Genomic DNA, 10,614 nt, shown 5'->3' with positions numbered 1-10,614 from the left:
ATTCAAGCCTGCGTTCGGCCAGCGTGGTTTAACGGGGCGCCTGAGATCAAGATCAAGAGCGACTCGCTTCGCATCGTGGTTACGGTTGGGCGCTGCTGAGTTGTGTGGGTACCTATGCTCCAGAGGGAGCAAGGTCACTCGCCACAGGGGGTGGTTTATTCGACGCGCAGCACAATCTTGCCGATATGGTCGCCACCTTCCATGCGGGCGTGAGCCTGGGCGGCGTCGGTGTATTCGTACACCTTGTCGATGATCGGCAGGCAACGCCCTTCGCTCAGCACCGGCCAAATATGTTCACGCAACTGCTCGGCGATGGCGGCCTTTTCTTCGCGGGTGCGTGCGCGTAGCAGGGAACCGGTGATGACCGCACGTTTGCCGAGAATGGTCAGCAGGTCCACCTCATTGGCCTTGGCGCCACCGAGGAAGCCCAGTATCACCAGGTGGCCGTCCATGCCCAGGGCCTTGAGGTTGTTGTTGAGGTAGGAGGCACCCATGATGTCGAGAATCACATCGACGCCTTTACCTGCGGTTTTCTCGGCGATGACCTGGGCAAAATCCTCTTCGCGATAATTGATCGGCTGCGCCCCGAGCTTGGCGATCGCCGCGCATTTATCGGCGCTGCCGGCGGTGGCGAATGCCTCGATACCGAATTCCCGGCAGAGCATCAGGGCGGTGGTGCCGATACCGCTGGTGCCGCCGTGGATCAGCGCGCGCTGGCCGTTGCAGGCGCCGCCGAGACCGAACAGGTTGGCCCAGACGGTGAAGAAGGTCTCCGGCACGGCCGCCGCTTGAATCCAGTCCATGCCTTCGGGAATCGGCAGCGCCTGGCTGGCCGGCACCGCGCAGAACTGCGCATAGCCGCCGCCATTGGTCAGCGCGCAGACCTTGTCGCCGAGTTCGTATTGATGCACGCCTTCGCCCAGCGCCACCACTTCACCGGCCACTTCCAGGCCGGGGATCGGGCTCATGCCGGGTTTCATCGGGTATTTGCCGGCACGTTGCAGGGCGTCGGGACGGTTGACCCCGGCGGCATGCACGCGAATCAGGATCTCGCCGGGGCCGGCCACCGGCACGTCTGCGCGACGCGGCTGCAGCACGTCGGGGCCGCCGGGGGCGGTGATTTCGATCAGGGTCATTTCTTGAGGCAGTGTCATGGATGGGTTCCTGTAACGATGAGCGTACGGGTTGGGACCATAGCGAGCGGTCGACGGTTCAGCCAGATCATGCCCGCTTCCAGCTGCAGTGCAACCACCATGGCGCCAACCTGCGTCATAAACAGAAAGGTGATTCAAGCCTGCATTCGGCCCGCGTGGTTTAACGGGGCGCCTGAGATCAGGATCAAAAGCGCGGCGCCCCTCCCACATTCGATGTTCATTGTGATTTGAAGGCTGCGCTTAGACGTTGGATCACCTCTACCACTGACGGCCCCTTAATCTTCGGCGGTGCAGTACTTTCACCAAACTCGCGCCACACAAACAGCGTCAGCTCAGCCCCATCGGTCAGGTTTTTCGCGAGTGTTTGCGACCCGAACCCCTGGAGCGTGCGATAGCGTTCATCCTGCCAGAACGCATCCTCGACCCAGTCATACACCGGGATGAAATGAAAATGCAGCGGCAAGCCCGGCATATGGCCGTAGCGGCTGATATACAGCCACTTTGGCTGGAGCTGGGTTTCCATCACCCGCTGGACTCTGGCGAGCAGCCCGCCGAGTTCGGCCAGTGCGGCGTCGGGTATGTCGGCCAGCGAATCGATCGGTGCCTTGGCGCCGAGCATCAGGTAGCCCGGCAGCCTCGTTGTCAGGTGATGGTTGAGCAACCAGTGTTCGGTCTGGTGCAAGAGGTAGGCGGGGTCTATTTGCATGAGCACGCATCCAGGTTGGCTGGTGCGGCAGGATAACAAGTATTCCCCATGTGAGAGGGTTCGCCCCTCAGTGCATCTTGCTATGGTCCATGTGGCTATGATCCATCCCATCCAAGCCACGCGCTGGCGCTTTCACTTCGATGGTCTGCTCGGTGCCCTTGGCGTCTTTTACCGTAAGGGTCAGCGGCACCTGGTCGCCTTCCTTGATCTGGCCGGTCAGGCCCATCAGCATCACGTGGTAGCCATTCGGGTCGAGCTTGACGGCTTTGCCTGCGGGCAGGGCCACCGAGTCCACCGGGCCCATGCGCATCACGTCGTCTTTCATGCTCATTTCATGGATCTGCACGTCTTTGGCCACTGGTGAAGCCACGCGCAGCAACTGGCTGTCGCTGTCGGCGGTGACGGTCATGAACGCGCCGCTGGACGGTTGGCCCGGCACGGTGGCACGTACCCAGGCGTCGCTCACTTGCACTTGGGCGCTGGCGTGGGCGGCAAGACCCAGCAGGGTGAGGCCGAGGGTGAGACGCTTGAGGTGTTGAACGGCAGTCATTAGCAGACCTCCATGACGGTGAGCAGGTCTTCTGCGCACTCTTTAGCGGTAAGGGATGCCTGCAAGCCAAGGCGCAGGTTGCCACGGGTATCGAACACGAAACTGGTGGCGGTGTGGGACAGGGTGTAGGTGTCGCCGGCGGGGATCTTTTCATAAAAGATCCCGAACTCTTTGGCGGCCACGGCGATTTCTTCCGGGGTGCCATACAGGGCTTCGAAGCTGGGGTCGAAGGCCTTGACGTATTTATCGAGTATCTCGGGGGTGTCGCGCTCGGGGTCCAGGGTGATGAACACCACCTGCATGATTTCACCGTCGCGCCCCATCAGCTTCTTCGCCTGGGCGGCGCGCGCCAGGGTGGTCGGGCAGACCGCCGGGCACTGGGTGAAGCCGAAGAACACCACGGGCATCAGGCCACGGTACGAGCTCAGGGTGACGGTTTCGCCGTCGGTGTTCTTGAGCTTGAAGGTGCGCCCCATGATCTTGTCACTGAGGTCCTTGCCGTACTTGAAATCCAGCCTGGGGCTGTAGTCACAGCCGCCCAGCAGGCTGCCCAGGCCCAACAGGCCCATGCCGGTCAGCACTTTGCGGCGGGTGAATAACGTACTCATCAACTGTGCATCCTGTGAAACGCCTGAATGGCTCTGGAGTTGCCCACCCGGCTTTGAAAAGGAGTAACGAGAAGGGTGCAGAGTCTAGCAACCCTGGGCCCCCGCGTAATCTGCGACGTTCTGCCACAGGGGCGCGCTGCGCTCTAGCCTTTTGTGGCTTCGGTGGTAGGGTCGCGGCGATGAAATCGAGCTGCCTCGAGCGGGCGCTGATCGCCTCGGCCCTGTACTCCTGCGTACTGGTGAACCTGTTCCTACGCGGTTTGGGGGCATGGGCACATGGTCGGTCAACAGCTTGATGGCCACGGCGGCCAGTCAGGCGCAGTGGACGGCGGTCAGCCGATAATTTTCCGACAAGGGGTGGGCTGGCCTGTCTTCCAGCAACATCTCGAACTACTTTGCCTGCCCCGTATGCAGGGCTATTACCGTCGCAATCGTATTTTGACCGGCCTGGTTGCTGAGGATAAGGCGTCAGGGCCGGTAAAAAACAGGCCCTGACGCTTGCGCCAATCGAAGCGCAGACAACGTGACCAATAGGCCTTACGCAGCCATTGGTTTACTCGTCATGGCCTTTTTATGAGCCGCTTTCATCGCTTCCATTTCAGCCCCGAGTTCCTCCAGCATCGCTTTGCCCAGAAGCTTCCTGGCCTCGGGAAACATCTCGGTTTCTTCTTCTTCGATATGGTGCTCCAGCAGCTCCTTGACCACTTTGACTCGACCGGAAAACTCGGTGGTGGACGGGTCGGTCTGCTTCAGGTCGGGCAGCACCAATGAGTCCACGGTGCGGTGCTCTTCCTTGGCTTCGTGGTACATGATGTCTTGTTCCTTGCCGCCGGCTTTTCTGAAAGCAGGGTAGAGAATTTCTTCTTCCAGCTTGGTGTGCAGGGTGATTTCCATCTCCAGCTTGGCCAGCAGGTCGGTGCGTTTTTTCACCCCGCGTTCGGTGGATTCGCTCAATTGGGTCAGCAGGGTCTTGACGCGTTCGTGGTCGGCTTTGAGAAGGTCGATGGCATTCATGTGGAACCTCACGGGTAATGGTCGGGCATGTCGAAACGCACGCCTCGTGAATAAGCTCATTGCATCACGCGTACCAACTTTTCAGGATGGTAAATTATGTTTTAAATCATATGGTTGGCGTCAAACCATCGGTTGGTTGTCGTGCAGCTTGCATGATCGGGGGCTGCCGGGATTGCACAACGCACAACCGCCGCCGCTGTTGAAGTGCGTTGCTGAACAATTCGATGGAACCCCTGGCGCATTTGCTTGACCTAACCCTTAGACTTCAGGAGGTGAAGCATGCAAATTGAATATATCTGGATCGTACTGGCAGTGATTCTGCTGCTGTTGGAACTGTGGGCCATCAACATTGTGTTGCGCAGTACCGGCGGCTGGGAGACCAAGGGCTTATGGGTGGTGGTGCTGATCTTTGTACCCCTGCTGGGGCTGATCGCCTGGGCGATGTTCGGGCCCAAGCGCGAGATGGCGCAACCGCGCAAACACTGAAGCGTTCAGTTAAAAAAAAGGCGCCCCATGGGGCGCCTGTTTTTATTGCGGTGGACGGATCAACCCGCAACAGCCTGGGCAATCGCCTCATTGAACGCCGGCAAATCGTCCGGCGTGCGTGAGGTGATCAAGGTCCAGCCGTTGGCCTTGCATTCCTGCACCTGGGCGTCGACCACGCTGGCGGCACCAGCGTTCTCCAGATCGATACGCACGCTTTTAAACGCAGTCAGGGTCTTGCCCTTGACCACGCCCGCGTCGATCAGCGTCCACGGGCCGTGGCAGATGGCCGCGATGGTCTTGCCGGCCTGGGCGAACTCGCTGATCAAGCGCAGCGCGGCGCTGTCCTGGCGCAGGGTATCGGCATTGACGGTGCCGCCCGGGATGACCAGCGCGTCGAAGTCGCTGCCGACCACGTCCGACAGTTGCACGTCGGATTCCACGGTCTGGTCCTTTTCCGTATCGCCCACGAAGGTCTGGGTAGTGCCACCTTTGCTGGAGGCGTGCGTCACGGTCGCGCCGAAGCCACGCAGGGCTTGCAGAGGCTTGAGCAGTTCATCGCGCTCGATGCCGGTATTGGAGGTAATGATCAGGATTTTCTTACCGTTGAGTTGCGCACTCATAAGCGGGTGTCTCCTGTTTGGGTAAGTGAATTAATGGGCGTATTTGCCTTGCAGCGCCTTGGCTTTTTCCAGGTGTGCTTCAAGGGTCGGCAGGGTCTTGGTGGCGAAAGCTTTCAACTCGGCGTTGTCGGAGGACTCTGCTTCCTTCTTGAACAGTGCGACGGTTTTCTCGTGGGCGTCCACCTGGTTGTTGGCGTAGGCTTTGTCGAACGATTCATCGCGCATTTCCAGAATGGCTTTCTTCGCCTTGTCAGTCAGGGCGGCGTCATCCGGTACTTCGATATCGAGTTTTTTCGCCAGTGCCATCAGTTCCTGATTGGCCTTGGTATGGTCGGTAATCATGTGTTGCGCGAAGGTCTTCACGTCCGCCGAACTGCTTTTTTCCAGCGCCAGTTTGCCGGCTTCAACTTCGGTGATACCGCCCTGGGCGGCACTCTCGACAAAGTCGTTGGAGGTGGCGGCCATTGCGGTGGAAATCGAGCCTGCAACCAGTGCGAATGTCAGGCCCATGTGTTTCATCAGTCGAGTCGTCATGGTGTCTCTCCTTGGAAATGGCGTGTTGCCGTTACGAGACTGTTGAACCGGCGCCCAGGCAAAAGGTTTAAATTTTTTTTGCACGCATTGACCGAACGGCAGGCGTGGCAATTTCCTTGAACTAATCCAAATTCACAGGGTTCTGCTGCATAGGGTCGCCACTGTGGGTGACCTGTCATTACCAGGAGATAGCACCGTGACTGATCACAAGCCCGCCGATAAAACCCCCGCGCCCGTCAGTTCCGAAGACGCGCAAAAGGGCAATGCCGACGACACTAAAGGGCAGTCCCTGGAACGTCCGAACCCCAGGACCGAAACCATCGATAAAGTGGTGACGCCGACCTCGATCAAGGACCTTGAGCGCCAGACCGATGCCATCAACGAGAAGCTCAGCAAGGGGCAGTGAGCATGGCCCGTTCCATCAGCGCGTCGGAACTGGGAATCGAGCTCAAGCCTGGCGATGACGGCAACCTGTTCAAGTGGTTTATCGCCAGCTTCCTGATGGGCAAGCGCATTCAGGCGCCGATTGCCGCGCAGGCCTACAGGGTGATCGTTGAAGAGGAGGGCCGCGACACGCCGCGTAAATTGCAGCACTGCACGTCGCGCGAGCTGGTCGCCATGTTGGGGCGCGCGCATTACGTGCGTTACGACGAAACCACGGCCCAGCGCCTGTTGGACCTGAGCGCAAAACTCAATGCCGATTACAGCGGCAGCATCACCCGGATGCTTGAGGCCAGCGACGACCGCCAGGCGTTCGAAAGGCGCCTGGGTGAGTTCGACGGCGTCGGGCCCAAGACCATCGAGATTTTCATGCGCGATGCGGCCACGGTGCTGTTTTGAGCGCACCGCTGTATGTGGGCTGTGCCGGCTGGAGCTTGCCCCGCGAGCATTGGCCGGCCTTCCTTGGGCAAGGTACGCACTTGCAGCGCTACGCTTCGCGTTTCAATGCGGTGGAAATCAACAGTTCGTTTTATCGGCCCCACTTGCCGAAAACCTATGGGCGCTGGCATGAGTCGGTGCCTGAAGGGTTTCGTTTTTCGGTCAAGATGCCCAAGCGAATCACCCACGAGCTGCGCTTGCAGCAGTGCGCCAGCGCCCTGGACGAGTTTCTCGGGCAATGCCTGCAACTGCACGAAAAGCTCGGTTGCCTGCTGGTACAGCTGCCGCCGTCCTTGAGTTATGAGCCGCTGGTTGCCCGCGCGTTTTTCGAGGCGCTGCGCCAGGGTTTTGCCGGCACCGTGGTGCTGGAACCGCGTCATGCCAGTTGGTTGGCGGCTGGGAGTCTGTTGCGAGCCCTGGAGATTGGCTGGGTCACCGCCGACCCCGCGGTCATTGCCGCGGGCGATGCCTGGCACGGCGTGCGTTATTGGCGCCTGCATGGCTCGCCGCGCATTTATCACAGCGCCTACGGGCATGAGCGGGTGCAGGGGTATGCGCAATTGTTGCGCCAGTCGATGGAGGAGGGCATTCCCACCTGGTGCATCTTCGATAACACCGCCAGCGGCCATGCGATCGCCGATGCCCTGGACCTGCTGGACCTTCATCGGTCGCACCTCCCCATCTGATTGAAAAAATCCTCGCCGGCTTGCCTGGGGGGCAGGGCGGCGCCGTGTACAGCTCGCGAGATAAACGCAATGGCTGGTTGCCTGGGCGATCGCCGGTTACTCTCTGGGTTCAGTTCAGGGAGAGGTGACCCGATGTCGTTGATCACAACCATCGAAGACTTACGCAAGCTCGCGCAAAAACGTGTGCCCCGCATGTTCTACGACTACGCCGATTCCGGCTCCTGGACTGAGAGCACCTACCGGGCCAATGAAAGCGATTTTGCCCGTATCAAGTTCCGTCAGCGCGTGGCGCGCAATATCGATGAACGTTCAATCCGCGCCAGCATGATTGGCCAGGACATGGCCATGCCGGTGGCGCTGGCACCTACCGGCCTTGCGGGCATGCAGCACGCCGATGGCGAGATCCTCACCGCGCGCGCCGCTGCGGCTTTTGGCCTGCGCTATACCCTGTCGACCATGAGCATCTGTTCGTTGGAAGACATCGCCGAGCACGTCGGCCAGCCCTTCTGGTTCCAGTTGTATGTGATGCGCGATCGCGGGTTTATCGAGCGCCTGATCGAGCGGGCCAAGGCGGCGGGTGTTGATGCGTTGGTGTTGACGCTGGACCTGCAGATCCTGGGGCAGCGTCACAAGGATTTGATCAATGGCCTGTCGGCGCCGCCCAGGCTGACCCTGCCGAACATCCTCAACATGATGACCAAGCCGCGCTGGGTGATGGGCATGCTCGGCACCCAGCGCCGTGGCTTCGGCAATATCGTCGGGCATGTGACGGGCGTGGCCGACATGAGTTCGCTGTCGGCGTGGACTGCCCAACAATTTGACCCGCGCCTGAGCTGGGACGATGTGGAGTGGATCAAGAAGTGCTGGGGCGGCAAGCTGATCATCAAGGGCATCCTCGATGTGGAAGACGCACGCCTGGCGGCCAACACCGGCGCCGATGCGTTGGTGGTGAGCAACCACGGTGGCCGTCAGCTGGATGGTGCGCCGTCGAGCATCAGCCAATTGCCGGCGATTGTGGAGGCGGTGGGCAATCGGATAGAGGTGTGGCTCGATGGGGGCATTCGCTCCGGCCAGGACGTACTCAAGGCCATGGCGCTGGGCGCCAGGGGCACGATGATCGGACGCCCGCATCTGTATGGCTTGGGCGCGATGGGCGAAGCGGGCGTGACCAGAGCGCTGGAGATCATCGCCCGTGAGTTGGATGTGTCGATGGCGCTGTGTGGCTATAACGATATACGCGATGTGAATCGCGAGATCCTGCTGCCTGGCACGTTTCCTGACGGCGTTTGATGGGCAAAAAGAAACGGAAAAGTAAAAAGAGTTGTCCACGAAAACCGTGGGTATCTCTGTGGATAACTTTGCAAGGCCCCGGCAGCATTGGCGATTTAACCTGCGATCAATATTTGATCAACTTTCAATGACGGCCAATATGGGCAGGGTTTGCGCTTGACAGGCCTTGGCCAAGCCAGTGCCGAAAAGTGCGTTTATGAGTCACCGTCTCGGCCTGTGGAGTGGCTGACCACCGGTGATGGCATCGTCGTTTGCATCAGCTTGTCCAGCGCCACGCCATAATTGCGCCCGGCCAGGCTCATGCTGTTGTTGTGGCCGGCCCCCGGTACCAGTAACAGCCGCTTGGGTTCCTGGGCGGCTTCGAATAACTGCTGGCTGAAACGCGGCGGTACGTAGCGGTCATCAAGGCCGTGCACCACCAGCAATGGCATATGGATATCGGCCATCTTGTCGATGGAGTCGAATTTCTGCGACAGCAACCAGCGCACCGGCAGTGAGGTATCGGCAACGGCCGTGGCGACATCCCCCAGGGACGTGAACGTGGATTCGATTACCAGCCCGCGTACCGGCAACGGCACCTGCCTGCTCAACTCGGCCGCGAGGTCGATGGCCACCGCACCACCCAGGGAGTGGCCGTAGATCAGGCGTTTGCCGGGGTCCGGCTGCAAGGTTTGAAAGCGTTCCCAGGCGATACGCGCGTCTTCATACACCGTGGTTTCCGAAGGCAGGTCGCCCTGGCTTTTGCCAAAACCGCGATAGTCGATGGCCAGCACCGAATAGCCCAGGGCGTGCAACTGTTCGATGCGAAACAGCTGGCCGGTGAGGTTCCAGCGCACGCCGTGCAGATAGAGGATCGCAGGCGCATCCTTGCGCGCGGCCGGGTACCACCAGCCATGGATATTCTGGCCGGATTTGAACGTGGCGGGCTTGATATCGAACTCCTGCACGGCGCTTGGCAGGCCGGTGTACCAGCCTGCGGTGCCCGGTTCGATGCGAAACACCAGTTCGCGCTCCTTGTGTTGCAGCACGGCGCAGCCGACCGGCAGGGCGACGATCAGCAGGGCCATGCACAGCAGCACAAACCGGCGCAGGCCCCGGCGGGGTATGGAAAAAGCTGACATGAAGATTCCAGTACAAAAGCCAAGCTCGGGTTGTACCAGATGGCCCGGGCAGAGCAAAAATTAATACGACGGCCGTGACGCAGGATTGCTTGCAAAGTGTTGCAGCGACCCATCCGGGCAACCGGCTTGACGCTGCATGGCCTGCACGCGATGCTCCGCTTCTTTGAGCAAAGGCCCGACCATGGACAACAGCCCCGTGCGCATCACCGCCGAAGAAACCCTTTCGGACAACTGGTACCTCTTGAAGAAATACAGCTTCGACCTGCGCCGTCGCGACGGCAGTTGGCAAGCCCAGACCCGCGAGGTGTATGACCGGGGCAACGGTGCGACCATCCTGTTGTACAACCGCGAGCAGCGCACGGTGCTGCTGATCCGCCAGTTCCGCATGCCGACTTTCGTCAATGATTACCCCGGTTACCTGATCGAAGCGGCGGCCGGGTTGCTCGACAACGCCAGTCCCGAAGAACGCATCCGCCTGGAAGCCGAGGAAGAGACCGGCTACCGCGTGGGGCATGTCGAAAAAGTCTACGCGGCCTTCATGAGCCCGGGGTCGGTGACCGAGCGCATTCACTTCTTTACCGGCGAATACCAGGCGGGCGACCGGGTTGGCGCCGGCGGCGGCCTGGCGGAAGAGGGCGAGGACATCGAAGTGCTGGAACTGGGGTTCGAGCAGGCGTTGGGGATGGTGGCCAGCGGAGAGATTGTGGATGGCAAGACCATCATGCTGTTGCAGCATCTGGAACTGCGCATGTTGAAAGAGCGCTGGTAGGGGGGGCTGACGAGCAAAATGAGGGCGGGGGGGGGCGACGATTCGACTTGCCCCCGATGGCCATAGGTATCTACACAACGCTTTAGCACTCAACCGCAACCGCAACCACGATGCGAAGCGAGCCGCTCTTGATCTTGATCTGCTTTTGATCTTGATCTCAGGCGCCCCGTTAAACCACGCTGGCCGAACGCAGGCTT

General features: G+C 60.2%; 14 protein-coding genes and 1 pseudogene. 7 read left to right on the top strand and 8 right to left on the bottom strand.

All coding sequences use genetic code 11. From position 1 onward, the window contains the following. Nucleotides 1-155: 155 nt before the first annotated feature. From BFP89_RS06670 to BFP89_RS06655, 4 genes are all read right to left on the bottom strand, one after another. Nucleotides 156-1,154: an NAD(P)H-quinone oxidoreductase gene (locus tag BFP89_RS06670; RefSeq protein ID WP_065884735.1), complete on the bottom strand. Its 999-nt coding sequence runs from the start codon at nucleotides 1,152-1,154 to the stop codon at nucleotides 156-158. 217 nt (nucleotides 1,155-1,371) lie between these two features. After that, nucleotides 1,372-1,860, bottom strand: coding sequence for an HIT family protein (locus tag BFP89_RS06665; protein ID WP_065884734.1), 489 nt, complete (start codon nucleotides 1,858-1,860; stop codon nucleotides 1,372-1,374). Nucleotides 1,861-1,927: 67 nt separating this feature from the next. Next, nucleotides 1,928-2,410 (bottom strand): copper chaperone PCu(A)C, encoded by a 483-nt coding sequence (locus tag BFP89_RS06660; RefSeq protein WP_065884733.1) that lies wholly within the window; start codon nucleotides 2,408-2,410, stop codon nucleotides 1,928-1,930. Continuing rightward, complete coding sequence (locus BFP89_RS06655; protein WP_065884732.1) at nucleotides 2,410-3,018, bottom strand: SCO family protein; 609 nt, start codon at nucleotides 3,016-3,018, stop codon at nucleotides 2,410-2,412. The genes BFP89_RS06660 and BFP89_RS06655 overlap by 1 nt, the downstream gene beginning before the upstream one ends. 179 nt (nucleotides 3,019-3,197) lie before the next feature. Here BFP89_RS06655 and BFP89_RS29270 point away from each other — a divergent pair. Beyond that, nucleotides 3,198-3,457 (top strand): annotated as a pseudogene (locus BFP89_RS29270) (DUF2946 domain-containing protein); the annotation flags it as partial. A 98-nt stretch (nucleotides 3,458-3,555) separates the two neighbouring features. Here the strand turns inward: BFP89_RS29270 and BFP89_RS06650 are convergent. Continuing rightward, nucleotides 3,556-4,032, bottom strand: a complete 477-nt coding sequence (locus BFP89_RS06650; RefSeq protein ID WP_065884731.1) for a hemerythrin domain-containing protein — start codon at nucleotides 4,030-4,032, stop codon at nucleotides 3,556-3,558. Between the two features lie 279 nt (nucleotides 4,033-4,311). On the opposite strand from BFP89_RS06650, the gene BFP89_RS06645 reads away from it, so the two are divergent. Next, nucleotides 4,312-4,518: a PLD nuclease N-terminal domain-containing protein gene (locus BFP89_RS06645; RefSeq protein ID WP_065884730.1), complete on the top strand. Its 207-nt coding sequence runs from the start codon at nucleotides 4,312-4,314 to the stop codon at nucleotides 4,516-4,518. A gap of 59 nt (nucleotides 4,519-4,577) precedes the next feature. Here BFP89_RS06645 and BFP89_RS06640 read toward each other — a convergent pair whose 3' ends face one another. Then, nucleotides 4,578-5,138, bottom strand: a complete 561-nt coding sequence (locus BFP89_RS06640; RefSeq protein WP_065884729.1) for a type 1 glutamine amidotransferase domain-containing protein — start codon at nucleotides 5,136-5,138, stop codon at nucleotides 4,578-4,580. A 30-nt stretch (nucleotides 5,139-5,168) separates the two neighbouring features. Continuing rightward, nucleotides 5,169-5,672 (bottom strand): DUF4142 domain-containing protein, encoded by a 504-nt coding sequence (locus BFP89_RS06635; RefSeq protein WP_065884728.1) that lies wholly within the window; start codon nucleotides 5,670-5,672, stop codon nucleotides 5,169-5,171. Nucleotides 5,673-5,868: 196 nt separating this feature from the next. Between BFP89_RS06635 and BFP89_RS06630 the strand changes: the two genes are divergently transcribed. The 4 genes from BFP89_RS06630 to BFP89_RS06615 all read left to right on the top strand — a co-directional run bounded on the left by BFP89_RS06630 (nucleotide 5,869) and on the right by BFP89_RS06615 (nucleotide 8,527). Then, nucleotides 5,869-6,078, top strand: a complete 210-nt coding sequence (locus tag BFP89_RS06630; RefSeq protein ID WP_065884727.1) for a hypothetical protein — start codon at nucleotides 5,869-5,871, stop codon at nucleotides 6,076-6,078. A 2-nt stretch (nucleotides 6,079-6,080) separates the two neighbouring features. Beyond that, on the top strand, nucleotides 6,081-6,512 hold the full coding sequence (locus BFP89_RS06625; protein ID WP_065884726.1) for a DNA methylase: 432 nt from the start codon (nucleotides 6,081-6,083) through the stop codon (nucleotides 6,510-6,512). Then, nucleotides 6,509-7,237, top strand: coding sequence for a DUF72 domain-containing protein (locus BFP89_RS06620; RefSeq protein ID WP_065884725.1), 729 nt, complete (start codon nucleotides 6,509-6,511; stop codon nucleotides 7,235-7,237). The genes BFP89_RS06625 and BFP89_RS06620 overlap by 4 nt, the downstream gene beginning before the upstream one ends. A gap of 132 nt (nucleotides 7,238-7,369) precedes the next feature. Continuing rightward, nucleotides 7,370-8,527 carry an alpha-hydroxy acid oxidase gene (locus BFP89_RS06615; protein WP_065884724.1) on the top strand — a complete coding sequence of 386 codons (1,158 nt, stop codon included), beginning with the start codon at nucleotides 7,370-7,372 and terminating at the stop codon, nucleotides 8,525-8,527. A gap of 194 nt (nucleotides 8,528-8,721) precedes the next feature. On the opposite strand, the gene BFP89_RS06610 is transcribed toward BFP89_RS06615, so the two are convergent. Beyond that, nucleotides 8,722-9,648 carry an alpha/beta hydrolase gene (locus BFP89_RS06610; RefSeq protein ID WP_065884723.1) on the bottom strand — a complete coding sequence of 309 codons (927 nt, stop codon included), beginning with the start codon at nucleotides 9,646-9,648 and terminating at the stop codon, nucleotides 8,722-8,724. A gap of 181 nt (nucleotides 9,649-9,829) precedes the next feature. On the opposite strand from BFP89_RS06610, the gene BFP89_RS06605 reads away from it, so the two are divergent. Beyond that, on the top strand, nucleotides 9,830-10,417 hold the full coding sequence (locus BFP89_RS06605; protein WP_065884722.1) for an NUDIX domain-containing protein: 588 nt from the start codon (nucleotides 9,830-9,832) through the stop codon (nucleotides 10,415-10,417). The last annotated feature ends 197 nt before the right edge of the window (nucleotides 10,418-10,614 follow it).

Source organism: Pseudomonas sp. 31 R 17 (genome assembly GCF_900004915.1).
GTDB lineage: Bacteria > Pseudomonadota > Gammaproteobacteria > Pseudomonadales > Pseudomonadaceae > Aquipseudomonas > Aquipseudomonas orientalis_A.
Note: the sequence above shows the minus strand (reverse complement) of the source record. Positions and strands in the feature narration are given on the sequence as shown.

Excerpts from the sequence above, each read along its gene's own strand:
- BFP89_RS06670 (WP_065884735.1), bottom strand. The coding sequence starts at position 1,154 with ATGACACTGCCTCAAGAAATGACCCTGATCGAAATCACCGCCCCCGGC.
- BFP89_RS06665 (WP_065884734.1), bottom strand. The coding sequence starts at position 1,860 with ATGCAAATAGACCCCGCCTACCTCTTGCACCAGACCGAACACTGGTTG.
- BFP89_RS06660 (WP_065884733.1), bottom strand. The coding sequence starts at position 2,410 with ATGACTGCCGTTCAACACCTCAAGCGTCTCACCCTCGGCCTCACCCTG.
- BFP89_RS06655 (WP_065884732.1), bottom strand. The coding sequence starts at position 3,018 with ATGAGTACGTTATTCACCCGCCGCAAAGTGCTGACCGGCATGGGCCTG.
- BFP89_RS06650 (WP_065884731.1), bottom strand. The coding sequence starts at position 4,032 with ATGAATGCCATCGACCTTCTCAAAGCCGACCACGAACGCGTCAAGACC.
- BFP89_RS06645 (WP_065884730.1), top strand. The coding sequence starts at position 4,312 with ATGCAAATTGAATATATCTGGATCGTACTGGCAGTGATTCTGCTGCTG.
- BFP89_RS06640 (WP_065884729.1), bottom strand. The coding sequence starts at position 5,138 with ATGAGTGCGCAACTCAACGGTAAGAAAATCCTGATCATTACCTCCAAT.
- BFP89_RS06635 (WP_065884728.1), bottom strand. The coding sequence starts at position 5,672 with ATGACGACTCGACTGATGAAACACATGGGCCTGACATTCGCACTGGTT.
- BFP89_RS06625 (WP_065884726.1), top strand. The coding sequence starts at position 6,081 with ATGGCCCGTTCCATCAGCGCGTCGGAACTGGGAATCGAGCTCAAGCCT.
- BFP89_RS06615 (WP_065884724.1), top strand. The coding sequence starts at position 7,370 with ATGTCGTTGATCACAACCATCGAAGACTTACGCAAGCTCGCGCAAAAA.
- BFP89_RS06610 (WP_065884723.1), bottom strand. The coding sequence starts at position 9,648 with ATGTCAGCTTTTTCCATACCCCGCCGGGGCCTGCGCCGGTTTGTGCTG.
- BFP89_RS06605 (WP_065884722.1), top strand. The coding sequence starts at position 9,830 with ATGGACAACAGCCCCGTGCGCATCACCGCCGAAGAAACCCTTTCGGAC.